15 protein-coding genes and 1 pseudogene are annotated in these 25,791 nt (G+C 52.7%); 2 read left to right on the top strand and 14 right to left on the bottom strand.

Annotation, left to right across the window (positions count from 1 at the left end; all coding sequences use genetic code 11):
* Window positions 1-83: 83 nt before the first annotated feature.
* Together NDA02_RS23320 and NDA02_RS23315 are read right to left on the bottom strand one after the other, a co-directional pair.
* Complete coding sequence (locus NDA02_RS23320; protein ID WP_190789751.1) at window positions 84-581, bottom strand: VOC family protein; 498 nt, start codon at window positions 579-581, stop codon at window positions 84-86.
* Between the two features lie 35 nt (window positions 582-616).
* A complete protein-coding gene (locus NDA02_RS23315; RefSeq protein ID WP_190789752.1) occupies window positions 617-976 on the bottom strand; it encodes a YciI family protein in 360 nt (119 codons plus the stop codon).
* Between the two features lie 160 nt (window positions 977-1,136).
* Between NDA02_RS23315 and NDA02_RS23310 the strand changes: the two genes are divergently transcribed.
* On the top strand, window positions 1,137-2,414 hold the full coding sequence (locus tag NDA02_RS23310; protein WP_190789753.1) for an RNA polymerase sigma factor: 1,278 nt from the start codon (window positions 1,137-1,139) through the stop codon (window positions 2,412-2,414).
* A gap of 59 nt (window positions 2,415-2,473) precedes the next feature.
* On the opposite strand, the gene NDA02_RS23305 is transcribed toward NDA02_RS23310, so the two are convergent.
* The 5 genes from NDA02_RS23305 to NDA02_RS23285 form a co-directional block, all read right to left on the bottom strand.
* Window positions 2,474-2,722, bottom strand: coding sequence for a dihydrofolate reductase family protein (locus NDA02_RS23305; RefSeq protein ID WP_190789937.1), 249 nt, complete (start codon window positions 2,720-2,722; stop codon window positions 2,474-2,476).
* 177 nt (window positions 2,723-2,899) lie between these two features.
* Window positions 2,900-4,198, bottom strand: coding sequence for an SPFH domain-containing protein (locus tag NDA02_RS23300; protein ID WP_190789938.1), 1,299 nt, complete (start codon window positions 4,196-4,198; stop codon window positions 2,900-2,902).
* On the bottom strand, window positions 4,195-5,613 hold the full coding sequence (locus NDA02_RS23295; protein ID WP_190789939.1) for an SPFH domain-containing protein: 1,419 nt from the start codon (window positions 5,611-5,613) through the stop codon (window positions 4,195-4,197). Before NDA02_RS23295 ends, NDA02_RS23300 begins: the two co-directional genes overlap by 4 nt.
* Window positions 5,614-5,721: 108 nt before the next feature.
* Window positions 5,722-6,345, bottom strand: coding sequence for an NfeD family protein (locus NDA02_RS23290; RefSeq protein WP_199296311.1), 624 nt, complete (start codon window positions 6,343-6,345; stop codon window positions 5,722-5,724).
* 179 nt (window positions 6,346-6,524) lie between these two features.
* Window positions 6,525-7,268, bottom strand: a complete 744-nt coding sequence (locus tag NDA02_RS23285) for an IS6 family transposase (protein ID WP_190789940.1) — start codon at window positions 7,266-7,268, stop codon at window positions 6,525-6,527.
* Between the two features lie 174 nt (window positions 7,269-7,442).
* On the opposite strand from NDA02_RS23285, the pseudogene NDA02_RS23280 reads away from it, so the two are divergent.
* Window positions 7,443-7,541: pseudogene (locus tag NDA02_RS23280) on the top strand (DDE-type integrase/transposase/recombinase); the annotation flags it as partial.
* 55 nt (window positions 7,542-7,596) lie between these two features.
* Here NDA02_RS23280 and NDA02_RS23275 read toward each other — a convergent pair.
* The 7 genes from NDA02_RS23275 to NDA02_RS23245 form a co-directional block, all read right to left on the bottom strand.
* Complete coding sequence (locus NDA02_RS23275) at window positions 7,597-9,747, bottom strand: alkaline phosphatase D family protein (protein WP_348256025.1); 2,151 nt, start codon at window positions 9,745-9,747, stop codon at window positions 7,597-7,599.
* Window positions 9,748-10,232: 485 nt separating this feature from the next.
* Complete coding sequence (locus NDA02_RS23270; RefSeq protein ID WP_190791481.1) at window positions 10,233-10,859, bottom strand: 2OG-Fe(II) oxygenase; 627 nt, start codon at window positions 10,857-10,859, stop codon at window positions 10,233-10,235.
* Between the two features lie 163 nt (window positions 10,860-11,022).
* A complete protein-coding gene (locus tag NDA02_RS23265; RefSeq protein ID WP_190791480.1) occupies window positions 11,023-11,259 on the bottom strand; it encodes a hypothetical protein in 237 nt (78 codons plus the stop codon).
* 172 nt (window positions 11,260-11,431) lie between these two features.
* Window positions 11,432-13,276: a hypothetical protein gene (locus NDA02_RS23260; RefSeq protein ID WP_190791479.1), complete on the bottom strand. Its 1,845-nt coding sequence runs from the start codon at window positions 13,274-13,276 to the stop codon at window positions 11,432-11,434.
* Window positions 13,276-18,888 (bottom strand): hypothetical protein, encoded by a 5,613-nt coding sequence (locus NDA02_RS23255; protein ID WP_190791478.1) that lies wholly within the window; start codon window positions 18,886-18,888, stop codon window positions 13,276-13,278. Before NDA02_RS23255 ends, NDA02_RS23260 begins: the two co-directional genes overlap by 1 nt.
* A gap of 71 nt (window positions 18,889-18,959) precedes the next feature.
* The gene (locus tag NDA02_RS23250) at window positions 18,960-22,349 is read right to left on the bottom strand and encodes a hypothetical protein (RefSeq protein ID WP_348256024.1); all 3,390 of its coding nucleotides are present in this window, start codon (window positions 22,347-22,349) and stop codon (window positions 18,960-18,962) included.
* A complete protein-coding gene (locus NDA02_RS23245; protein WP_348256023.1) occupies window positions 22,346-25,768 on the bottom strand; it encodes a DUF6603 domain-containing protein in 3,423 nt (1,140 codons plus the stop codon). The genes NDA02_RS23250 and NDA02_RS23245 overlap by 4 nt, the downstream gene beginning before the upstream one ends.
* Window positions 25,769-25,791: the final 23 nt, after the last annotated feature.

Here is a 25,791-nt window from a genome sequence, read left to right as displayed (position 1 = left end):
AAATCTCCTGTTGAGTGGTTTTAAGTTGAATTGCTAGGGGTTTGGTGTGCTGATTAGCGCAAAGCGCAACTCCGAAGGAACCGCTAACTCGCAGCGACACGCTTGAGTTCATCAATTTCGATCTTCTTCATTTGCAGCATGGCAGTTGTAACTTTTTGAGATGTTGCCGCATCGGGGTGATTGAGCAATTCAATGAGAATGCGAGGAATAATTTGCCACGAGACGCCATATTGATCTTTGAGCCAGCCGCATTGCTGTGCGGTTTCATCCCCACTTACAGACAGTTTTTGCCAGTAATCGTCCACTTCCTCCTGGGTATCGCAAGAGACCTGGAAGGAAATTGCCTCGTTAAATTTGAAGGCCGGACCTCCGTTCAGCGCTGTGAACGGCTGACCATCTAGTTCAAAGCTGACGGTCATAACGGTTCCGGCTGGTTTTCCGTGAATTTCCTGCCCTGCTTCTCCATATCGGCTGATGTGGACGATCTTGGAATTGCGAAAAATTGACGTATAAAACTGAGCGGCTGCTTCGGCTTGATCATCAAACCATAAACAGGGAGTGATTTTGGGATTGTTTTGCATGAAGGTTCTCCTTAAGTTCAAGCGGTTGAGGACGGTCATGACTGTGCTGGTAGTCCCGCAACTTCAATTACAGGACGGATTTCGACGGTACCAACTTTTGCACCTGGGATTTGGGTGGCGATCGCAATGGCTTCATCCAAATCCTGAGCATTAACGAGGAAGAATCCGCCCAATTGTTCGCGGGTTTCGGCAAACGGTCCATCTGTCACCAGTGATTTGCCGTCACGGACTTGAACACTGGTTGCGGTTGCCACAGGATGGAGTGGAGCCGTTGCCACAAATTGTCCCTTCGTATGGAGATCCTGGGCGACTTGGGCAGATTCCACGTAGCAATGCTCTCGCTCAGAGTCGCTCATGGCGGTTTCGTCCATATATATCAGCAGCAAATATTTCATTGGGTTGCCTCCTTTGTAGTTAAGTCGAATGGGAATTACTCAAATCGACATCTTGTTGAAAAACTTCTATTTAGTACAATTGAACCTTACTGCCTTTGTTACTCAGTCGAACGAGAACTCCTCAAATCGACACCTTGCTAAAAAAACTTTGTGTCTTTTTATGACAGGTATGGCTTCAACTCCAAAATCAGATGTTGCTCAAGCAATTGCCTCGATTTATCGAACTGAATGGGGACGCATTGTTGCTATCCTGATTCGGCTGCTAGGAGATTTTGATCTGGCTGAAGAAGCCGCACAGGAGGCGTTTGCAGCAGCAGTAAACCAGTGGGAAACCAGTGGTATTCCCGATCTTCCCCGTGCCTGGATCATCCGAACCGCACGGTACAAGGCGATCGATCGCCTCCGACGACGGACACGACTGACCGAAAAACTAGACTGGTACGCGGCATCAGGGTTGATTCCATCGAGCGAAGAACCAACCTACGACAGCGATGAAATTGGAGATGATCGCCTGCGATTAATCTTTACTTGCTGCCACCCGGCACTAGCGATCGAAACTCAGGTGGCATTGACCCTACGAATGCTCGGTGGACTGGAAACTGACGAAATTGCTCGCGCCTTTCTGGTTCCTACTGCAACGATGGCGCAACGACTAGTTCGTGCCAAACGCAAAATTCGAGACGCAGGCATTCCCTACAAAGTGCCTGACATAACTGATCTATATCCGAGGATAGAGGCAGTATTGGCAGTAATCTACCTCATCTTTAACGAAGGTTATGCCGCGACGAAAGGAGACTCGATGGTGCGGGCGGACCTCTGCACTGAAGCGATTCGACTGGGACAACTGGTGCGGCAATTGATGTCACCCCAACCCCCGTCTGAAGTCACAGCACTGGTGGCACTGATGTTGCTGCACGACTCGCGGCGCGATGCCCGTCTGGATGAAGCTGGCAATCTGATTCTGTTGCAAGATCAGGATCGGAGTCGTTGGAACCACCAACAAATTGCGGAGGCTTTGCCCTTGGTGGAAGAAGCCCTACGCAGTGGAACGGGAGTGTATGCCCTGCAAGCAGCGATCGCCGCCCTGCACTGCCAGGCTGGACGAGCCGAAGAAACAGATTGGGCACAAATCGTGCGGCTCTATGAGGTGTTGGAACGCTTGCAGCCTTCACCCATTGTGACCTTGAATCGAGCGGTGGCGATCGCGATGGCAGATAGTCCTCAAGCGGCGTTTGAACTGATTGATAGCCTTGCCCCAGAACTTGACAGCTATCATCTGTTTCATGCTACCCGTGCGGATTTATTACGGCGTGTCGGAGCATCAGAGGAAGCGACCCAGAGCTATAGGCGAGCACTAGAATTGGTGACAAATGACAGTGAGCGCCGCTTCCTAAAGCGTCGGTTGAGCGAAGTTCAGTCTAACATCCAATCTAATTAGAAATTTGCAACAGTTTAGATTGAGTAAAAGATATGAAAGCTGTCCACTTTCCATATCTCCTAACTGCGTTTCGGCTCGTAATTCAGAGCAACAATACCACATTCAAATGATGTTGATTTTACTAATGTCAAATCTTGTCTACGGTCAAGTTCTCTGAAAATAGTCATTCCATTACCAATTGCAACTGGATTAATAAACAAATAAAACTCATCAATAAGCTTGTGTTGGATGAGAGCCGATACAAAGGTTACACCGCCATAAGCAATGATATCGTTCCCCTCCTGGTTTTGGATTAACGACGCGAGCATAGAATTGGCACGCCATTGCTACCTATCCCACCTTAGTTTAATGCACCACTAAAAACCGCGACTAGAAAGAGAGCTAAAAAGCTGGATCGTGCACCGTGCCAACCCAGATGGGCTGCAAGGTTTACTGGATTCGAGTAATCTGATTCATAGGGTTTCATAGTTGGAATGTGGTAATTCTCATGAAACCCTTTCCTGCTCTTCCTTTGCAAGCTTTTGTCCCGTACTGAGCTCTGAAGGAAGCTGCTGAGAACTCGTCAAACGTTGTAGAGTTTCTGATAAATCAACGCCCGTCGTTTGTTGGAACTGCTCTATAAAGGCAGCGAGTTTGGTGGCTGTCGTGCCGCCCTGAGCATCAATCACTGTCAGATTGTGTACCGTGACATCCGGTACAGCCTCGGTGAGCGTTTTGAGCAAGGTTTCCAGTCGCTGAAGCAGGTAAATATCGCGGGCGTTGGGTCCAGCCGATCGCCAGGATTCTGCCAGACGGCGGGTTCCTTCAGCTCTTGCTTTCCCTTCTTCGATAATTTGGGAAGCATTCCCCTGCGCACGGGCGATCGCTTCCTTACAGCCTGCTTCTGCGAGGGCTACAACATCAGCCTGGAGTTGTTGTTCAACCTGCTTGATCCGTTCGTGCTGGACAGGCACTTCAGCCTGAATCCGCACCAGTTCTGAAGCAATTTCTGCCAGGGCTTCTGCAATTACGGCATCGCGTTTGGTAATGGCATCTTTCACTCGGCGATCAGCATCCGCTCTTGCAATCCCGGTATCACGCTCAATCCGGCTCAGTGCCGTAATTTTTTCGTTCTCAGCCGTTTGGATTGACGATTCAGATTTTGCCTTAGCTTCGGCAATCCGGGCATCGCGCAGCATATCTGCTTGTTGTTTGCGCCCGATCGAATTGAGGTAGCGCACATCATCGGAAATATTCTGGATTTGCAGCGTATCCAGCACCAGTCCCAGTTTGCCCAGATCTTCTTCAGCTTCGTCCAGCAGGCTTTTCGCAAACGCAATTTTGTCTTCGTTCACCTGCTCTGGTGTCAGGCTTGCTAATACGCCGCGCAGATTCCCTTCCAGGGTTTCCTTTGCCATTTGTTCAATCTCCTGGCGGCTCTTCCCCAGCAAACGCTCGATCGCATTATGGATCGCAGGTTCTTCCCCCGCAATTTTAATGTTTGCTACCCCTTCCACCGTCAGCGGAATGCCGCCTCTGGAGTAGGCGTTCGATACACGCAGATCAATAATCATATTGGTTAAATCCATGCGCAGCACCCGCTCTAACAGCGGAACTCGCACACTGCTGCCGCCTTTCACCAGGCGATACCCCACCTTACGACCGTCGCCAAGCTCGTGAGAACTGCCTGCAAAAATCAGCACTTCGTTGGGCTGGCAGATGTAATACAGGTTGCGAATGACGAAAAATCCGGTTCCGGTTCCCGCTCCTAAAATTGCCAGTAAAGCGACGAGTGCCTCAATCATGACTGTTCTCCGTTGTAACCCTTATGGCCCTTATGACCGTTATAACCGTTGCGATGTTTTAGCGTAGCGGCGACATCGATGCCCAAAGTTTGATCAACGCGATCGAGGAATTGACGCACAACTTCGGGATAGACGTTGATTAAGCTCGCGAGTGCCTTGCCGTCACCGTTGTCGATTACGCTCACCTGTTGCAGATTCAACCGAGTTGGAATTTTTGCCGCTTCTTGCAGCACCATCTCAATCTGCTGAATCAGAAAGACTTCTGCCGCATCGACTCCCGTTTCCTGCCACACTTTGGACAGCATATCGTTGACCAGTGCTGCTGCTTTGGCATTTTCTGCAAGCTGAGCCGCACTGCCTTTTGCCTGCAATGCTTTTGCCTGTTTCTCCGCCTCAGCAGGAAGAACCTGATCCGCTTCCAGACGTAACCGCTCCAGTTCAGCGCGAACCGTTTGAAGCTCCTGTTCCGCACGAGCACGGGCTTCCTTTTCGGCAGCTTTGGTTCGTTCTTCTTCCGATCGTGCCTGCTGCTCCAGTTCTGCCTTAATTTTGCGTAGCTCGTTCTGCTTCTGCTGAATGACTGCCAGTGCTTGGGATTTTGCCACCGCTGCCTGCTGGTGACAGTCTGCTTCAATCCGCTCTGCCTGGCTCATTGCTTCCGCTTCCGCGATTTCGGCATCTCGGACAATCTGAGAAATGCGCTTGCGTCCAATCGAGCTGAGATAGTCCACATCGTCAGCAACGCTTTGAATTTTGAGAATGTCCAGCTGCAAGCCCAGTTTTGCCAGATCCCGCGACACATCTCCAGCCATACGTTCAGCAAACTGTAGTCGATCTTCGTTGATCTGTTCCGGCGTGAGCATGGCAACAACGCCCCGCAAGTTGCCTTCCAGGGTTTCGCGCGCCACACGGGAAATTTCAGACCGATCGCGTCCCAAAAACCGCTCGATTGCATTGCCGACTACAACCGGATCGCTGGATACTTTGACATTGGCGATCGCCTGGATTCGCAGCGGAATACCGCCCTTAGAATACGCATTTTTGACTTCTACCGGAACGGGCATCGTAGTTAAGTCCATCCGTGTCACGGTTTCCAGAATGGGTATGACGATCGTGCGTCCGCCAAAGATGACCCGATAGCCAACTTCTTGCCCTTCCTTGGTTCGATGCTTACGCCCCGATAGAATTAAGATTTCGTTGGGATTGCAGATCTGCATGAAGCATTTGACAAACCAGACAAACAGAATGGCTCCCAGGATAGATAGTCCAAACAGCGGAGCCATCGACAGCAAAGAGGATGAGTCGTTTGTTCGATTCTCTCCTCCGATATTCGCCTGAGCAATTTCAACGGTTACACCTTCCGATGTCTGTGCTGCTTTGAATTGATATCTAGGTTCAGTAAATTGTTTGCTCATCACATTCTGCTATCTAATCATTAAATCGGAAAAATCGCTTCTTTTTTGATGTACTAGCACTGCTTCTAAGAAGCTGCGCTATCACTGGTTCAGTACTCGTTTAACCCTCTATCCCAGATTCTTATCCTCCTCACCTAAACTCTCTGCGGCTACAACCCACAGGCGATTCTGCTCTCTGCCAATGACCAGCACTCGGTCTCCCACGTTCAAGGATTTATCGTCACTGGTATAGGCGATCGAATCGATCAAGTTCCCTTTAATCTGTAACCGCACCTTCCCGCGACTCTCCTTGTCAAACGGTAGCTCGACCGTTCCAGTTAATCCCACTAAATCATCAGACCGAATCAGGCTATTCGATTTTTGCTGGCGTAATGCCCGCAGACTACCTGCAACGAGAGCTCCGCATAGGATGCCCATCAGGACGGAAACGATCGCTACTACCAGTGGAGCCACAGAAAAAGAAAGGTGGGATAATACCAGCCCGGTCAGCCCAAAGAAACAAATGCTGAACGTCCAAAACTTGAGGCTACTGAAGATACGGAGCGCGGAAGACCAAGAGTTTTGCTGGTAGATAGAAGCTTGCTGAGGACAATCGGCTGCATCCAACAGCTCTACATCGGGATCGAAGGGAACATCAGCATCGCCAAAATCTGCGCCGTCAAGTCCACCCAGGACAGCCAGAAGTACAAATGCCCCACCGATCGCGAAACAGAGCCAGTAAACGTTCAACATGACGGACGATCAGGAAAATCATCCCCATCTTGGCACCTATTTCTGGCAGACGCTTTAATTCGGAACGATTGTTAATCTATGGCAGTCCGGGTTTAAGTAGCATTGAAACAATAAACAATGCTAAAGCTAGAACCTTGAGTTTACAGGGCTTTCAGGAGGGGTTGTGTCGCAAGAACTTGTTAAGGACAAACGATGGTATCGTCTGCATTCTCGTAACCAGCAATTCTAAAGATCGCTTCGATAAATTTTACTTGAGACATCCTGTCCCCTTGTTTGATGCCGTTTACTTGTCCTTTGCAGACCATGTTCATCGCCTCGATCCCATGCAAAGTGCTTCTCGCGCTGTTGAACGTCTTAAATTCCATCATCGGTTTCACAACGCGTTTAATCGATCGATGCTCTTGCTCAATCCCATTATTCAAATATCCGCCCTGCCTTAATTTGGTCTCTTTTTCCATCGTCTCATCTGCTTTGAGAGCGTCTATTGCCACTGGGTAAGCCGCATTCTTGTCCACTGTAATCACTCGTGGAGCTTGAGTGTGCTGACTCTTGAGCACTTTGCGCAAGAACCGGGCAGCTGCCTTGCCACCCCGCTGGGCACTCAGCATAAAGTCCAGCGTGTTACCCTCTGAATCGACCGCTCGGTACAAATACTTCCACACGCCCTTGGCTTTGATATACGTCTCGTCCACCCTCCAGGAATCGTTCGTTGGCTTTAGATGCGGTCGAATCCGTTTGTTCAGCTCTGGCGCATACTTCAGCACCCAACGATTGATCGTCGAATGATCCACTCCCATCCCCCGCTCCTGCATCATCTCCTCCAGGTCTCGATAGCTGGGGGAGTAACAGCAGTACCAGCGGGCATTGAGCAGGATGATTTCAGGCAGAAAGTGCTGCCACTTAAACAGAGCAGCAGTAGACATCGGAGGGCAAGGGGAGAAGTTTGAGCCTGCTCACTTTACCATTGGCTGTTTTTTGCGACACAACCCTTAGGTTCACATATAACTCATACGACATCTGGCTTGACCGACTGCTAGGGGCACAGAAGTATCAACTACCAGCGTGACCGGAGCCGATGACTCTTGTAGTGGGGACAGTTAAAGCCGACGACTGATTCCTGGAAGGTGGACGAGACGTATATCAAAATTAGGGATGTGTGGAAATATCTGTATCACGCAGTCGATTCGGAAGGTAATAGATTTTTTGTTCTCCACCCGTTACGATCGCCACTTTCCGATCATTCAGTAGCATTTAGATAAAGTCAGCTCCTGTTATCTGTATTGCATTACTGTTGTTAAGAACCGCTAGCGTTTTACCGTTCAATTCGATCGCCACATCATCATTTCGTTGCACGACCTCTAAATTGCTGAACTTCAATCCGTTCAACAACTGTAGACGATCGCGGCTATCCTGATAAGTTTGAATAATGGCAAGTCCGCCTTGTTCAATCCCAAATGTATCCTGCCCTTGCTCACCGATATAGATATTGCGACCTTTTCCGCCGATCAAACTATCATTGCCGAAACCACCGACTAGCCGATCATCACCGCCTTTGCCGCGCAGAGTATCTTTACCCTCATTACCCAGCAAAATATCACGACCTGCCTTACCGTCCAACGTATCATTATTTCTGAGTCCCTTGATCCGGTCATTACCGCCTGTTCCAGACAGCACATCTTTCGCATCTGTTCCCAGTAAGCTAATTTGCTTCGGATTAAAGCCCACTGGATCAATTGTGAACTGGCTGACAATGAACGGTTGTTGTCCAGCAATAGCATCTGGATTTGCCTGTAAATCGGCTTGAGTATAAGGATTAACCCCATAGGTTGTTACTAACAACTTTTGAGTACGCGGGTTAATCTCAAACTCCGTCCAACCATAAGTATGAGCCGCAATATACTGACCTTGGAGCAGTTGAGCATTAATGCCTGAGCCTTCCAAGCCGATCGGATCATTGCCTAATGCTGTAATTCGAGTATCCAATACTTCTCGGACGAACTGATCTTTGGCAGCGCGATCGCTCAATCCAAGATATTGAGCTTGAGACTTGCCTTGAGTTGCCAGCAGACTCGGCGGTGTAAAGGCAACGGTTGCCGTTCCAAACGGAGCAGCAAAGGTTTGATTAAACGGCGCAGGTAAGAATGGAACAGTGAGTTGAATGCCAACCGGACTAGTCATCACATCCACTACCCCCGTCGGAATTTGTGGCTGACCGAATCCTTCTTGATAAGTGACGTTGTTAACTACATTGCCATGAAAATCTCCAGTGACAAATACAACATTCTCAATGTTGTTCTGCTGAATGAAACGCAGTAAATCAGCTCGCTCTGCGGCAAATCCTTCCCAGCGTTCTCCTAAAGTTGGTATGCCAAAATTTTGAATTGGTACGCTTGACATGACGAACTTCCAGGTCGTACCGGCTTTTTGAGCAGCTAATAAATCAGCTTTAAACTGCTGTAGCTGTGCTGCTCCCAGCATGGTGCGTCCAGGCTGAAAGGCGTTTTGCAAATACTGATTGACAGCATCAGGAGAAGCCGTTTCAGCCAAAAACGGTAGCGGTGCATCGCGGAACGATCGCACATCTAGGACAAAGGACGCAGCATCTCGCCCAAATTGGTTAAAGCGATATAGCTTTTGCTCATTGGATGTTCGAGGATCTGCCGTATTGCCATAAAACTCATCACGCAATGGTTTATAGTCTTGAAAGGCGCGCAGAGCTGCATCAAATACAGGCGTGTCGTTGACAAACCCTTCTGTCGCTGTACCAAAAATGCCTTGCTTCTGAGGCGATCGCGCTGGCGTCGCTCCACCAGCAAAGTCATTGGTAATTTCGTGATCGTCCCAAGTCGCATAGGTAGGCGTTGATGCTCTCAAATCAGCCCAGAAATTGCGTCCAAAGCGATCGCTATAGATCTCAGCATGTTTGATACGAAACTGTTCTAGAGTCTTTGCCTGTGTGACTCCAGGTAAAGCTGGAGATTCGCTATCTGCTTCTAGCGTATCGCCCACCTGCATAAAAAAATCTAAGTTACGTTCATCTGCGTTGCTAATTGAAGCATAGGGACTCAGTTCACCTTGCCAATCCCCCGAAACTCCAAATCGTAACCCCTGATAAAATCGTTGTGGGGCAGGCGTTCGAAAGCGACCAACTGTTGCCTGTCCAGTCGGGTCGGTCGCGCGGTAGTAATACTGTGTAGCAGGTTCCAACCCTTTAATCTGCACTTTAACGGGAATGGCTGGATCACTCACCTGTCGTCTTGCCTTGCCGAAAATTGACTTGAAACCAGCATCAGTAGCGTATTCAAACAGGACTCTACCAGGAGTGGTGCTGCGAGTCCAAAGCACTGTGGAAGTTTGAGTTGTGTCGCCGCTAGCCACACCATTTACGAGAGTTCCAGCCATAGAGTATTGAAAAGAATTACTTCTAAGCAGGTATCGCTAACTAGTTGAAAGAAGGGAGCTGAGGCTATACGCCTAGGCAGAGAATATACTCTTTTCAACCCCAAATTCTATCTTCAATAAAGCACCAACTTAGTTTGCTTAGTCGTTTTATCACAGTTAACCTTGCCTTCCATCATTTTCTATTTGAATTTAAGATTCTGTTTACATCAGGACTTACGATCCTTCAAGCTGCTTAACAAAAAAAAGGAGCAGGGAAGATATCTTTATGAATAAAGAGGCGAGATTGAATACTCAGCTTTGATAATTTCTTTGTCAACAGCAGTTCTCCAGAATGATAGCCAATTTACCCTTTATTACACCAGACTGTTAAGCGCGATCGGCTAGAGTTGAGAAGTTACTGGCAGTCGGTGAATGTCGCCGTTAGGCACAAGAAACACATCTGTTAGGAAGATCAGTAGGGAAACTTGCTTACCAAAGCTATTGCTTCAACTTCTTTTTCTTCGCTTATTTCTCCCCTTCGCTACTCTAATTGCCCTTGACTCTAGTTGGAGTTCTGGGATTTCCCTTAATTGAGCATCATCCAGGTTGTATTGTTCACAAACGAGGCTCAGGCGAATACCTGGACTCGTCACAGGATTCACGGAATGGGTCAAATCTCCCTGAAAAAATAGCAGGGTGTTTGGTTGGGGGCGAATCTGTCCAATTTGGCGTTTGTGTGATCGCAGCACCAGTTCCCCTCCGTCTAAATCTGTGGGTACCTCGACATAAAGAACGCTGACTACAACAGGAGGGGCGATCGTTTCGCAGTAGGAGCGCAGGGAGCGATCAATGTGGGGGTCTACCCGAGACCCTAGTTCGAGTAGTAGGGGGTTGAGGTAAAAAGCATTGCACTCTTGTTGCACTACCCGATTCAGGTAGAGCTTGAGATAAGGGAAACGCTGCTTGACCTCCATTAGATGAGACCGCCGAAATACTATAGAAAACCCCTTCGTCCCTACAAAATCACGATTTAGATTATTTACGGCAAAGTAGGGACAAGCTAATATTTGTCCTTGCAACTCACTCAGGTAAGTTTGAGAAAACGCTTGGGGATACTGATGATAGTAGGACAAGGGAAGAAGTTATGCTTTGAGTTGAGCCATCAACATTCTACCTACTTATCTCCCTAGATCTACTAAGCAAAGCAAACTACAATACAACACCTCAGTTAGTTACTCTTTCAGACTCAGTCCGTGCCTAACACATTCTCTGAGGAGGACGAGATCAGGTAGTCACTTAATCTGTTTCATTAGATACAGCCGTTGCCCGCGATGGAAATGCTGCTTCAGCCAATATTTGAGGATGGGCAACCACAGAGTTTTGAGATTCAACTGCGGCAGTTGTAGAAATCGTTAGTTGTAGAAATCGTTGGAGATTCCGGCGGCGACTTTCAAATTGAATCGGTTGAGCAAACAAGGTGGCTAACCGCTCGATGCTCACACAGCGTTCCTGTTGTAACAGGGCAACCAACATTTTCAAAGTGATGAATTGGATTGAACTCAGTTGCGCTTGCAGACAAACCTGATAAATGGAAGCAACATTTTTTGATTCTGGGGTGAGTCTTCGGATTTACCCTATTTTTTCGGCCGCAAAGCGTCGTTTCTCTCTGCTATCAGCCTTACCTCTCTGCCTTGCTGTCACCCCATCAGGCCAGGTAGTCAAAGCGTAGATTGCTGAATCCTTCCCCGCGTCCGGTTTGCTTGCGGATTCCCAACCAGGTAATCACGCTGCCGTTATGCCAGCGGGTGCGCTGAAAGGTCTGCATCACGCGAATACCCGCACGGGGGACTTCTTCTTCGTGGAGAAAATAGGCGGCATTGACGGCTCGCCCCTCGCCCAGTAAGGCAGTTCGCGGACGAATCTTTTCAACCATCGAGGCTGGATTGCGGGCAACAATGCGCGGTAAGGCAGATCGCTGAAGCTGAATTTGCCGATTGTCTCCCGGAACCTGCACGGGGATAAAGGGAATCCAGTTTTCCGGCACATTATTGGACATCACCGTATAGCGAACCGGGGCAGCCGCAGGGGGTGGTTCTGGTGCAGGCGTGGCGTTTAGCAGACGATCGTAAAAGCGAGCCAGATCGATCGCCGCTTCGTGACCGGGGCGACTGCGCCCATGCGGGAGGGGAACACGTGTTTCGATACCCCAGACCATGTTTGCCATCTCATCACGAATCAGCAGCACATCCTCGATCGGATCGCTTTCCTGAATTTTAGGAACTGTGGGCAGCAGCACAAACCGCATATCCGCCTGCAAATCTTCTGTGCCGCTAATTGCCATCGTATACAGATTCCATCGCTGCCAATCTTCATCGGCTCCGCGTCCGGCAGCTTCGATCCAGGTGCGCTCGCCAAAAACATTCGTGACGGCTAAACCCTTGATGCGCGTGGTTGTTCCAATCGGCAGCGTCAGCGGAAACAGAAACCAGTCGTTGGCATAGACCAAACCAAACTCCATGAGCATCAACTTAGAGAGATCCTTTGTGCCAGGGCTGAGGTCGCCGAAGTTGGTGCGGGAGTCTTCAAACGTCCACCAGCGCGTGTTGGGCATTCCTTCAAAGCTGAGCGGAACCGGAATAAAGGATTGGGTAGGCGGGGGAAGTGTCTCTGGTGCTGAGTCAGGAGCGGTCGGTTCCAGCGTGGCGCGATCGGGATCGATGTCCAGGTTATACCAGTCGAGTCGCCCGTGATAGTACTCTTCTGCCTGCATTACTGGGCGATCGGTTTCATCGGGGGCAGAGATGGCAAATTGATATTCTAAATATTCTGGCTTCCAGGCATCGCTGCCATTTGCATCTGGCTCAGGATCGGGCTGGTAATACAGGGCTTCAAACCAGGTGACAAATCGGGTTGCCAGATCGTTCACTGCGGCATGGTCGGCGGCGGAGATGGTTGTGCCGTCGTGAGCAGATCCGCCTGCTTTGAGATGCTGGTAGAGCTGATAGCCGTCCATCGCGCGTCCAGCAACAGCGGCAACGTGCTGCCAGGCTTCGAAATCGGCACAGACGGCTGCATTGGATCGATCGCTGGGGTCAGGTAGGGCGATCGGATAACGGTCGAGAAATTCCTGCCGAAAATTGCCGATTCGCTGCATTAGTTTGAGCCACTGTCGTCCCATCAGCAAACGCAGATCGAGGGCGATAAACTGTCCCTCCCGCTCAAAGGAAATCGTGCGCCGCTCCACCTGTGCTTCCAGCGGAATGTCGGTGTTGAAGGGCTGCGTCGAATGATCGCCTGCTTGAAACGCATCGAGACGTGCAGTGCTGAGGTGAATTTTGGCAAAAACGGGTGAACCGGCATCATCGCCCTTAAACTCGCCCATTTGCCACTGCTTCGTCAGCATCCACAGCGGGTCACGCACAGCGGCTTTGAGTGCCTCGTTGAAGTCATGGGTTCGGGGTCGCCCTTCCAGCCGATTCCACAAAGTAATGGTGGGAAAGCGACGCACCCGCATTGCCTGACGGATGTCGGTAATGGTAGGTTCAGGCATTATTCTTCCCTCGTTTGAAGATTAATTCGGTCATAAACCTGATTTGCCACGGCGTAATTGAGCGCGATCGTGATCGGATTGAACGTGACCGCCGTAATCGTTGCGGGTAAAAAGCGGGCATAATCAGTGCTGGCAATCTGATCGGGTTCGATCGCCCGCCGTTTGGCAAGCTCGATCGTTTCGTGCAGCGTATCGACTAAATCTGTCCATTCCCAGCGTCCGTTAATTTGTGGCGGTGTGACCAGCAGCATCACCTGCGGCGGTTCGGCACTGGGGCGATTGAAGTGAAAGGCAACGCTGGTCGTTTCCTCAGTCGTGGGAATAATCTCTGTCCATTCATCCAGCAACAAACCGCATTGGGGCAGGGTGCGATCGAAGGGGACGGCGAAATGTGCCGTGTATAGCAGCTTATCGGTATCAAACTTCAGATCCGGCGGGTAGGGCAGAGCCAGCCAGCGATCGTCCTTTTGGTAGGGCAATTGCAGCGGATGCAGAAGCAGTTCCCGATTCACAAACGCCTCGCTCAGCATCGTTGCCGTTTCCCAGTGCTGCATCATCGATCGCACACGGGCAACGCCGTACAGCCATTCATCAACAGGGAAGTCGAGGTTGAGCGTGGCGGTCAGATAGGTGAGCAGCGTGTTTTTGTCGGTGTATGCCTTCTGGAGTTCGTCTGCCTGCGCTGGACCGAGCTGAAACTCTGGAACTACCTGGAAGTCATCCCCCAGCAGCAAATGCGCCGCCTCGGTAAACGCAGACTCTCGATTGCGGGCAGTGGTTGCCGTGCCGTATGCGGTCAGGCGATCGCTAATTTTTGCCAACCGCGCCTCGATATCCGTAACGATATTTTGAGCATTCGTGAGCAAATCGCCGCTGAACCGTACAATTTCATCTCCATCCGGGTCAAGCTCCAGCCGCACAAAATCGAAATCTGTCAGATTGGTGCTGGTGCTTTCAATGTCTGCTAGCAGCGTTGCCAGATTGGGCGTTGATGTTTCCCGCAGGGCAGCGAACTGATTGCGTTTAGCAATAAACTGGGCGCGTCGATCGATCACGATTGCCCGATAGTCAGCAGGATTGGCGGGCAGGGGGTCGGTGAGAACGATCGCAACCTTAGCTTCGATATTCGCCAGCAAGGCAAAGCGATCGTCGTCGGTGGTTGCAGCGGGGAGGGCATCGTATTGCGTCAGCAAGGTATCGAAGGCATCGAGCTTATCCTGCCAGCGATTCAGCAAGTCTTCAATTTTGGTAATCAGGGCGCGGTAGCGCAGGCGTTTCCAGTCCAGGGCAAAGCCATAGCCCGTTTGCGGCAAGCCAAATTGGTTTAGAGCACCGGCAGATTCGATGAAGCGATTCAGGCGATCGTCTATGTTGCTAATCAGCGCAGTGCGGTTGGCGATCGGGTCGCTGAGCAAAGCAGTGAGTTCGCTTATGAGAGTTCGCAGGGGCTGAACGGGATTCCCTGAAGCAGTGAGGCGATCGCGCACATGGTTGAGCCGCTCCGTCCGGTATTCGGGCAGGGGTTGAGTCTTCGAGTCGGCTTCATTGGGGAGAATTAGATCGGCAGCATTGAGCGATCGTGCCCCCAGAAGCAGCCCTCGCAGTTCAGACATCAGAGCTGCCAGTTCAAAGAAAGCGAAGCGGGGGGCAATGCGCTGGGTATAAAGAATCGTGATCGGGGTGTCGGGTCGCTTTCCGGCACTGACGGATTTCACGATCTGATCGTCCAAAGCAGTCCTTCCCTGCTCGCCATCTAGATTCAGCAAATACAGCAGATCGATCGGCTGTAGCCCCAGCTCTGCCTGCGTCACAATTTGCTGTCCAGTCGTTCCGTCCGCATCGACGTAAGACACCCTCACGCCAACTCGATCGGGTGGAGGCAGCAACGGGGCTAACCAGTGGTTGATCGCTGGCTCTGCACTGGCGCGAGGCGTAACTGCCAGACCAATCGGAGAATCGGTGGGCAACAGTCCGGGTTGCAGGTGGAGTCCGACGCGATGGGTCAATCCCTTGCCGCTGCGGGGTGTTTGAACCACATCGGGAATGGGCGGCAGATCGCCACTCGCAAACGCATCCACCGAAGCCGCAGCGCGATCGTAGTTGCCCTGCACCACCTGATGAATTCCCTCGGCGATGCCCAGATCGGCGACAGCATCGTGGGTATCGAGCAAGCGACGCACTTCGGCGTTGATCGCGTTTTGCTGGGCTGGTTCTGCGGGAGGCAGCCAGTTTTTGCCAAAAGGATAGGTGGCATTGCCCGTAGACTGAATATGCTCCACCAGAGCCACGCCATCAATCACGTTACGGGCTTCGATCGCTTCGATCGATTCTTGAGTATCGGCAGCACTATCCTCGACGGGGCGGGCAGTGTCGCGAATGCGATCGGCAACTAGGGGAAAGGCTTTTCGCAGCTTAAAGATAAACTGATCGACCTCGGCTTCCTCGTAGCGATCGTGCAGCCCGCGTTCAAACTGATAGCCCAGGAGTGCAGCCAGACTTTGCCCGCTGTGCATTCCTTCAACGATCGCCATTGCCCGCCGCACCCGTTCCGAAGAAAGGTTAACAGCAAACACGCCTGGATCTTCCGGGGTGGCATTGCGAGCATAGCCGTTTCGCAGCACTGCCGCCGTCACTGCATGGTTGGGAGAAGGCGCATGGACATAGCCCAGGTTATCGGCATCTCGCACCAGGGGCACATCCCCCTCGCGGTTAAAGACTTTCGCTAACTCAGGATCTCTCAGCGATACCGGAGTTTGCGCCTTATTTTTCGGACGCACCGCTTCCAGCCAGCCAAACGCCCCCAGATACAGCCCCGATCGCGCCTGTTCTTCCTCATCCACGCCAACATAGCGCATTACGGCAAGCTGATACTGCACCAATCCTTGCAGCCAGGCATCCAGCCGGTAGGTGCAGGTATCCAGGTGTTCCACAAAGGCGCGTTCGAGCTGAGCGGTAGACAAATTCTGTAATCGCTCCAGGGCAAGGATCTGTTCCTGCAAGCGGGCAGCATCATCGGCGGTAGACAGGATAGAGGTAATGTAGTCTGCGACGGTTTGACCTGCGGGACGGTCAGGAATATTCGCAATGTTGTCATAGAGAAGCTTGTAGCGGCTTTCGCTGCTTTCCGTTCCGGCTGCGATGTGGATAAAATTGGCTTCGCGGCGAATCTGCTGGAGTTGAGGCTGCGATAGATTGCCCGCCGTGAGGTTCAGCCGCAGGGCAGTGTCGTAATAGCCAAGCGTCAGCGCGTGTTTCAGCATCAGGTACAGCAGCGATGTAGGCTTTTCGTCTAATCCGGCTTGCTGACGAATCGTTTCGAGCGACGTGCGGGCAGCATCGATGAGCCACTGAATGTAGTTGCGTTTATCAGCGGTGTAGGCACGAATTCCTTCTGTTTCAGAAAGCGGCAGATCGTGGATCAGGTTCTCTGGATTGACCGCGTAGGGTTTGGCGAAAAAATACTTGTCCAGCAGATCGGGACGACCCAATCGATCGGGGTCATAGCCGTGGTCGCGCAGAATTTGGGTTCCCTGCATGAGTAGCGATAGCGTGACCAAAAGCTGATCGAGCCAGCCCTGCAAGTTGAAGGTGTTGATTACCTGCGCCAGGCTTTCCGCATACCGCTGGTCAAACTCAACCGACGTGGGATGCAGACCCAGCACATCCAGCAAAATCTGATGCGGATCGCCCGATTTGCCTACATAAGACACGCGATCGCGCAATGTGCCCCACACGCCATAGGCCCGCATCAGCACTTCGTAGAGCTTGGCAAGTCCTGGTGAGCCGCTGCTGCCAACACTTGCAAATAACGCCGCGCTGAAGCCTTCCTGCCGCGACCAGTTCATCCGGCTATAAACCGTAGCAGGCAAAATGCCATAGGGCTGCTGACCCATCCGAATCGCGCTTAGCATTCCCCGTCCGCTGACAAACCGCGTGAAAAACTGCCGCACAAATTCGATCGATCGATCGTCAAACACCTGCGCCAGCATCGTATCCATAAAGTAGCCCAGGGTTGCCGGAAACAAAGCCAGATTCATTGCCTGAGCATCGCGCACATCAGTCTGGTTTGCCCCCTGCACCTGCTGAAGCAAGGTTAGATCAATCCCTAGCAGCTCTGCCCACCACTGGCCATCGGCGCGATCGTACCAGTCGTCATTTCGCTCAAATAATCGTTTACTTTTGGTGAGGGTCTCATAGCTCGCATCCGCGTCCGCTGTGCTGGAAAAGCCAGACCCTTGCTCATCGGTATTGTTCGTCGGAGTGCCCTGCCGAATCAAACTGAGACCGCCCCGGCTGTAGTGATGGCTTCGCAATAGCTGCTCAAAAATTTGCTTGCTGTTTGTTTCGTCCGAGCTGAGCCGCACCCCCAGCACCAGCAGCTTATCAAAGCCCGCTGCATATTGCGCCTGGCTCAAGTTGACCCGAAATCCCATGCCAACCCGCACCGCTTCCTCAAAGTCCACCATCCAGCGCATTGCAGAACTGACGGCAATATCGTCTCCTTCCTGGCGAATCTGGTCGTCCTCGGCTGCCAGCGGGTCGGGTCCAACAATCAGCGGCGAGGGAATCGGGTTGCCCAGAGCTTGCAGCGTCAGGCTGTTGCCGCTGTAGCCCATGAGAACCAGGCGATCGGGCAACACAGAAACCTGCGGGGCACGCGACCAGGCGCGGCGTTTGGTCTGGGTGGCTTCGTCAGATTCAAAAGCGATCGTTGTGACGATCACGGCGGTTTCAGCGCGATCAGGAGAACCTGCGGGCGGCGGATCGTCCAGGTTAAAGGGGCGATAGTCTTTGAGAATGCGCTGTGCCTGCTCCTCGCCGACCGCTTCAGCCAGAAAATTTTGGGCATTTCTCAGCGCAACCGCATCATCATGGGCACGCCAGACCCGTTCCCAAAAGATGGCAGTTTGTTCAGCCATGCTCCCCGTCAGCGGCTCCCCGGTCGGAATCACTAGGACGATCGTTTGGTCATCGCGTTCGGGAATCTGATCCTCGTTGAGGGGACGGTAGTTTTCCACAATCCACAGTGCCCGCCCAGAACCATGACTGCCCACCAAATTGCGCCATGCTGCCCGCCGCAGCGTTTCATCCTTGCCTGCCCGCCAGACCTGCGCCCAATAGCGACGCGCATTGCGAACTTCGGTTTTGCTGAGGGCGGCTTCAAAGGTATCCACCGCGCAATCATCTGGGAAGACCCGCACCCAAAGCTGATACTGAACGCCCGTCCCGCTTTGCACCTGCTTGAAGCGAGTTTCGATTCGCAAAGGCAGCAGCAGTACCGGATATAGGTCGCTGAGCTGCTCCACCCGTTCGCGGGGGTCGCTGAGGACGGCAAACCGATCGAGGGTAGCTTGCAGCGTGGCATCGGTGGTAGCAACCTGTTCGCCGAGGCGATCGATCTGGCGCACGGTCTGGTCGTGCAGCGTTTGCAGTCGTTTTTGCTCGGCGCGATCGGCTTCTCGATCGGGGTCAAAGGTGCGGTCGAGCTGTGCCTGCTGGGTTTCGATTTGTTTTCGCTTCTCTTCGGTGAGGAAGAGGGACTGTTTATCCTGCTCAAGCTGCCGCCGCGACTGCTGCAACTGGCTCCTAAACATTGGAAACTCGGATACCATAGGACGACCTCGCTCAAGCAAAATAATAAGGATGAATCAGGGTGAAGATTCGGAGCGATTATTTCTAGCGATTATTCAGAAGTTTGGCGCGGCAGCATTTCGGCAGCGTGAACCGCGATCATGACCGGAACCTGATACAGGATGTATGCCACTTGCGCTGCATCCATGCCCGCCGACCAGCGCACCGATCGATCGTCCCTTGCTTGCTCCTGGCGAATATCCGTTGGACTGGGGAGAGTTGGCTCAACGCTGAGGGTGGGGCTGCTGCTGGTAATTTGCAGCATATCGCCGGGCTGCACGTTGGGAATCAGGTTTTCCCAGCCCAGATCATTCCAGGTATAGAGTTTGGGGCTGCTGCCGATGTCCAGCCCGAAACGGGGTTCGCCCGGTCGCTCTTTGATCACAAAAAACCAGCCCGGATCATCGTTCTCGGTTCCTTCCGTGCCGCCCAACGCTTCTTCAACGGTGAGATCAAAGCCGATAAAGGTAATATCTGGATTCACCTTTGCCTCGTAGAGCGGCGTTTTAATCACGTCTCGTGACGGGTTTTGGGCATCGCCAATGCCGGAATCTTCCAGCGCACGCGGTTTAGTGCGATCGATCGCGCCGCTATTGGTGCGAATCCATTTCGCTTTGTGGGCATAAATCACTGCATCGGGATATTTCTTGAGCAACTCGCCCCGAATCACCAGCACCACTTCTTCTTCGACTGCACCATCTTCTTCCCGGTGGTCATGCTGACCCAGCTTGGAGGTTCGCAGCCAGCGATGCAGCGGTGGAATGTCTTTTAGCTTTTCGCGCAGAGTTTCGCGATCGCGATTGGTCGCATCCAGATAACCACTGGGGTCCCAGAACTGGCGGAAGTAGCTGCCGCGCTGATCTGTCACATATTCACGCCACAGCAACTCGCGGGCAAACTCGTGGTTTAAGCCCACCAGGTATGCCTCAATAAATGGCTGATTGCTTTCCAGCAGCGAGATTGTGTTTTGCTCAATGTATTTCAAATTCGGCAAAAAAGACTCTTCCGACGCTTCTACCAGCGGACGATACATCGGCAAATCGATTTCCGGATATGCCATCACTTCCACAAACTGATCGTTTAGGGATTCACTCACCTGGTCGCGAATTCGATCGGGAATTTCGAGCTGCTGACCCACGTAGCGCGGAATCGTAACGCTGGGATTTATCCCTGTCACCAGTCGATCGATCGTTTGATTCAGGTTTAACCGCTGTCGCACCGGTCGTAGAGGCACGCTAACCGTGCGGCTTGCCTGAATAATCGTGTAGGCATCGCGCAGTGCCGCTTTATAGTTCACGGCTTCGCGACTGTCGCTGTTGCCCGCGGTCGGTCGAAACGGATCATTCGGATCGGTAATCACGCGAAAATCTGGGCTTTGGGGCAAATTATCCACCCGATCGGGCGTTTGATTGTCCTCGCGCACACTGACCGACGGAGCCATTAAATCCTGCCATCGCTGCACCAGGGGAATCAGCCAGGCGATCGCCAGAATCACGGGAGCCAGCAAAGCCCCAAACCCTCTCAGCAAAACTGCCAGCACAATCAGCAGCACAATCAGCAAAATCAGGGCTTGCAGCAGCCAGGGAAACCGCCGCAGCAAATTTTTAATGATGTCCGGCACAGTGTTATCTGGCGGTTCAAGTGCGTCTGCCAGATCATCCAGCGTTGGTGCGCCCTCCAACGGAGCCTTGGGCAGATTTGCCGTCACTTCTCCCCGATTGACCCGATCGACCAAATTGCCGGGATTGCGCCCGCTGTCGAAGGGCAGGGTTTTCATTAATCGACTGCCGGGACGCAAAATTCGCCGCGCTTCCGTCGAGAACAGCACCTGCGGCACAATGCTGGTTTTCACCTGCTGATAGACCGTAACGCGATCGGCAAGGATACGCGATCGGACAGGCATAATCAGCGAAAGAGCCAGTTCCCGTTTGGCGGCATTTCTTGCCAGCGGCAGCACCGTTTGCACATACCAACTCCGAGCCACAAATTTGGCGAGCTGCGCCTGTCGAATCTTGCGGTTTGCCTCCAGCACATCGCCAATCTGTTCCCAGGCAGCATTCATATAGGTTTCCTGGTTGCGCTGCACGACTTCCGTGCCAAAATTGGCAGCAATCCGATGGCGCGGGTCGAGGTTGAGCTGATGCACCCAGTTGTCGTTGGGCGTGACTGCTGTGCCGTCTCGTTCAGTTAAAAGGCGAGGCGTGAGCGAATGCCAGCGTCCATATAGCGGCGGCGTAATCAGCGGGTCGGGATCGGTCTGCGTTTCACCCGGATTGCCTGGGTCAGGAATCGTCGCCTCGTAGGAGCTGTCATTATGCGCTTGCAGGGCAGTTTTCTGCTGATAGTCGTCCGCCAAGTTAATAAATGCTGCCAGATCGCGCTGAAACGCCTGGGGATAGCCCGATCGATCCCAGCGATCGTATAACTCAAACGCTTGCTTCTGATCATCATCCAGCGTCTTAAACGGAACGCGCAGTGCCCCACCCAGCCGCAGCACCCCCTTTAGCTTTGGATCAGTGATGCCCCTGATATTCGAGTCGGGAAACTGAACATCAAACTCGCGTTGACCCACCCGGCTATCGATCGGGCGCGGCTCCAGCAGGCGCACCAGATATTCAAAGTCGCCCACAGTCGAAGTGATAAACGTCCAGCGATAGTAATAAGGAAAGAAATTGGGTTCTGTTTCGCCGCCGCTCGGTTCCCAGGCTCCGTGATTAACGCTGGGCGCACCTGCCGGATCATGTCCCAGTCCTGCCAATCGGCCCGATTCAAACGAGGGAACCAGAAAGGCATGATAAGTCGTGCTGGCATCCAGCTTGCGCGGACACAAAAGGCGGGAATAGGCGACATCCGGGTTTTGTCGCAGCACCGCTTCCAGTTTCAGCAGTACAGCATCCATGTTGTTGCTGATGATTTCCTGCGCGTTACTCGCCAGATCTTGATTGACGTGGATATGTGCCCAGGCCCAAAGCTGATCGATCGGCGGAAACACAGCTTCGGGCGCATCGACGTTGAGATAAGGCAGAGGACGGTCTGTCGTTTGCGCGGCTTCGGTGAACTCATCCTCCTTCAGCACCACCAGCGCGATCCAGGGACGCAGGCGATCGTTGTTTGGCACTTCCGGGGTGTATCGCCAGGGAAAATCTTCGTCGTAGAACGCGATATAGGGCAGATAGTTTGGCTCAAAGTTGGTGATCCAGTGCAGCGGCTCAGTTTTGATAATGGCGCGGCGATCGATTCCGATAATGTCGCCGGGACCAAAGAAAGGCACATTGCGGGGAATCGTTCGGGTGAGTTTTGTGCCATCCAGTCCAGCCCCTTCCAGCGTCAGGACAACCGGAATCGTGGCGCGACTGCCGCTGATGCTGCTGGGATCGATCTGGTTGGCAAGACCCTGCCGCAGCCAGGGAAAGAACGAATAGGAACCGATTTGAGGACTCATCTGCTCACATTTGCCTCATCGAAGGGGATGACGTGCATCGCTTTTGCCTGCTTGGGATTGGCAGCCGCGCGATCGCGCAAATATTCCCGCGCCAGTGCCTCGCTACGAAACTGCTGCGCCTCCGCCGCCACGGGCTTGTTGTCGGCAAGATTAGCAACCGTAAACAGCGGACTCTTCACTGCCACCCGATCGTCAAATGGCTGAAGATCTTTTTTGTGCTTGTGCGACAGTTCTGATTTGCTAACGGCGGCTCCGGCAATAAAATGCACAAACAGCCCAATCCAGAACGCGAAGAAGGCGATCGGGTTTCGCCTGTATTCGGTGTCAATGACGATCGTTTCGTAGCGCACATTGCGCTTCACCAGGCGACTGCTTCGCACCTGTTTGCCGCTCGCTGCCAGCCGCAGTCCTCCCGGCACGGGCTGAAACGCCGGACGCGAGAGCTTTTCGGTATCCGAGAGTTTCTGGAACTGCGCCATCGGGAACAGTTCTTCGCGATCGCCCTGTTTTGCCAGGGTGGAGGTGCTGACGCTGAGGGTAAATTGGTTTGCGTCCGTTGCCTGCTTGCTGCCGACTTGATCGATCTTTACGCCCAACGGCACGGCTCTTTGGCTGACGATCAGTTCCCCGATCGGATGCAGCACCAGCGCATCACTTGCGGCTTCCAGTTTCCGCAGCGACACCAGGAGATTGTTGCCGGGAGGCAGTTCTGCCAGCCAGTTTGTCTCCTTTTCTAGCTCGCCTGCAATCAGCGGCATCACGGCTTCGCCCGGCAGCACCGTATCCACCGTTTCGCCCCAGGTTTCATCCACATCTACATCGATCGAGAAAAACAGGATAGAAACCGATGCTGCTCCCCGCAGCCGCCACGGGGTTGGACCTTCCAGCGAACCGCGCAGCCGCACCGAAAACAGCCCTGCACCGAACACCTTGAGTGAAATCGATGCTGAGATTTCAACAATGAAATAGAAAGGCGAAAACTGAAACAGCACATCCAGCCCCAAATGCCCTTCAAGACTAAGGCTGTCGAAGCCAAAGAACAGCTCTGCGCGTGCCCCAAACTGCACTGTGTTCGATGTGACCGCAAAATATGCCATCACCCGAATTCGTGCCAGCGGATAATTCAGAATATTAATCGCCAGGCGATCGGGAATCGGGAAGGGCAGCGGCGGCGGGGTGAACTGCGGATGAAAGCCACCCACCGAAATCACAAAATTGCTTTCGTTGCCCCAGGCAACCAGGACACCCAGTCCGCCTTCCAGCGTCATCTGCAAAATCCGCGAATCGTAGAGCGTGGCATAAAACCAGGCACGCTGACGGTCTGGCTCAAATGCTCCCAAAAAGCCGACCTTGAGCTGCAACAAAGCTGCCTCTGGCGTGGGCAACTGCACCAGCAGCACGCCCAGAATTGCCACGGTACCAGGCGGAATCTGAATAATCACGCCCAGGGATAGCGTCACCAGCGTCGGCGTACCCCAGCCCAGCTTCAGCATTCCGCCGATCAGGAAAGTATTGTTGAGTGGGGGGAAAAAGGCACGTAAATCGCTAATAATCCGCGAGGCGTTGGCAACAATATTGCGCGGAAACAGAATTCGCTCTGCCGCACCGCTCTTGATGCCTGCTGCCATTGCCTCCAACCGCATCGTGCGATTCAGTCCCAAAATGCCGCCAATGCCGTTCAGCGTAAAGCCCAATCCAAGCTGAAACGCCGGACTAAACTCAACCGCCAGAATTGCCAGCAGTGAAAAGCTATCGCTTCCATCCGGCAAGCGCGTCGTAATCAAACCGATCGCCGTCACCGTCAGCGTTAATTTACTCAGCGCGATACTCAGTTCTAGCCCACCCGCATATTCCTGGCGATCGGGATCAAATAATAGAAAACCTCCGCCCCGAACCGCCACCGCATCGACGGCAAGACCCACCCCATTCGGCGGTTTGAATCCGAGCGTGAACTTGCCGCTTTCAAAAATTACCAGTCCCGCTAAGCCAATCCGATCGACCGATGCCTGCAGCGACCCCAGATCCAGCCCAAAGCTGAGGGACGCTTCCAGTTTGATGCCCGGTTCCTCGCCTGCCGTTTCACCGATCGCCAGCCCCACGGTCAGCGTGTGCATCTTCACAAACAGTACAGTCTCATGCAGCGGCAAACTCATCATCAAGCCCATGCCGCCGCCCACAAACCATTTGCGCTTTTTATAGCCAAAATTAAAGTCAAATTCGGTTTCTAGCTTGCCATTGCTGGTCACAGCATCCAGCATCTTTTTCAGGAAACCATCTGCTGCTTTGGTTGCCAGCACAAAGGCATTTTCTTTTAGCTCTAACTTGAAGCTCTGATCGTTAGGACCAGCTTCCCCTTCCAGCTTCGCGCTGCCAATCCGCAGGTGGATGCCGTTGCGATCGCCCCAGATAACCTCCTTTGCTTCCTCTGGCTCGCCCGCTTCTGACTCGGACGGTGGCTTGGATTTATAGATCAGGCTAATACCCAGCGAAGCATCCGTAGACTCCGGGAAATCCAGCGACCCATCGCCGAAATAAATTAGAAAATCAGGACCGTTGACATCGATCTTGAAGCTCAAATTTTTAGTGATCGGCACTTCCAGCGAGCCGTTGCCTTTGATGCGCGTCAGCACCCCCACGCCGCCATGATCGCGCGGCACCAATACCAGGCTCAGCAGCAGCGACCCTTCGACTTCGTTCTCTTCGGCATCTTTGGTTTTGCCTTTGATCTTCAGCGTCAGCGTTCGGTTCGAGGCAGCATCGGCGATCGGGCTTTCGCTGAGTAGTCCTGCATCGTAGCCATAAACAAACTCACATTCAACCAGCGAGGCGATCGCCACCCCTAAAACAAACAGAATCACATCAGAGGCGCGTTTGGCATCTTCGTCGGTTTGCATATCGTCGATCGACACGCCAATGCTTTCAAAGTATTCGCCGATGCGAAACAAAAGCTGCGTAATGCCGCCAAAGCGAATTCCCTGCTCTTCGATTAGCCTCAGGGCACTGGCTGTAATGTAAACGCCCGGATTTCGCACTCGCAAATAGCCAAGGACGATCGACTCCAGATAAAAGCTGACTGCTTCCTCGACGACAAACCCTGCGGGAGCATCGCTATCCGCCGCTGCCGCCGCTGCGACTAAGTCAATCAGTGCCTGAACAACTCGTGTGATGTCCGACAGCACGCTAATAAAGGCTTGCAAATCAACATCGTCCGCCGCCTGCTGCCGATAAGCGTCAATGCTGGCAAGCGATGCCGGGGGAACATTGAGCGCGGGTGTCGAGCCAGACGGGTTTAGCCCCAGCGACAGCAAAATCTCGCGCCGGACGCCTTCATCGCTGACGCTTCTGGAGATCGGCTCCAGGATGTCTCGAATCTCGCTCACTAACTGCTGCAAATCATTGCGAATGTTCTCCGAACTCACCCTTTCCCCCTCCCCGTGCCGGA

Source organism: Leptolyngbya sp. ST-U4 (assembly GCF_039962215.1).
Lineage (GTDB): Bacteria > Cyanobacteriota > Cyanobacteriia > Elainellales > Elainellaceae > Leptolyngbya_A.
The sequence above is the reverse complement of the archived record's forward strand: the minus strand, read 5'-3'. Positions and strand labels throughout refer to the sequence as shown.

Excerpts from the sequence above, each read along its gene's own strand:
- NDA02_RS23320 (WP_190789751.1), bottom strand. The coding sequence starts at position 581 with ATGCAAAACAATCCCAAAATCACTCCCTGTTTATGGTTTGATGATCAA.
- NDA02_RS23315 (WP_190789752.1), bottom strand. The coding sequence starts at position 976 with ATGAAATATTTGCTGCTGATATATATGGACGAAACCGCCATGAGCGAC.
- NDA02_RS23310 (WP_190789753.1), top strand. The coding sequence starts at position 1,137 with ATGACAGGTATGGCTTCAACTCCAAAATCAGATGTTGCTCAAGCAATT.
- NDA02_RS23305 (WP_190789937.1), bottom strand. The coding sequence starts at position 2,722 with ATGCTCGCGTCGTTAATCCAAAACCAGGAGGGGAACGATATCATTGCT.
- NDA02_RS23300 (WP_190789938.1), bottom strand. The coding sequence starts at position 4,198 with ATGATTGAGGCACTCGTCGCTTTACTGGCAATTTTAGGAGCGGGAACC.
- NDA02_RS23295 (WP_190789939.1), bottom strand. The coding sequence starts at position 5,613 with ATGAGCAAACAATTTACTGAACCTAGATATCAATTCAAAGCAGCACAG.
- NDA02_RS23290 (WP_199296311.1), bottom strand. The coding sequence starts at position 6,345 with ATGTTGAACGTTTACTGGCTCTGTTTCGCGATCGGTGGGGCATTTGTA.
- NDA02_RS23285 (WP_190789940.1), bottom strand. The coding sequence starts at position 7,268 with ATGTCTACTGCTGCTCTGTTTAAGTGGCAGCACTTTCTGCCTGAAATC.
- NDA02_RS23275 (WP_348256025.1), bottom strand. The coding sequence starts at position 9,747 with ATGGCTGGAACTCTCGTAAATGGTGTGGCTAGCGGCGACACAACTCAA.
- NDA02_RS23265 (WP_190791480.1), bottom strand. The coding sequence starts at position 11,259 with ATGTTGGTTGCCCTGTTACAACAGGAACGCTGTGTGAGCATCGAGCGG.
- NDA02_RS23260 (WP_190791479.1), bottom strand. The coding sequence starts at position 13,276 with ATGCCTGAACCTACCATTACCGACATCCGTCAGGCAATGCGGGTGCGT.
- NDA02_RS23255 (WP_190791478.1), bottom strand. The coding sequence starts at position 18,888 with ATGGTATCCGAGTTTCCAATGTTTAGGAGCCAGTTGCAGCAGTCGCGG.
- NDA02_RS23250 (WP_348256024.1), bottom strand. The coding sequence starts at position 22,349 with ATGAGTCCTCAAATCGGTTCCTATTCGTTCTTTCCCTGGCTGCGGCAG.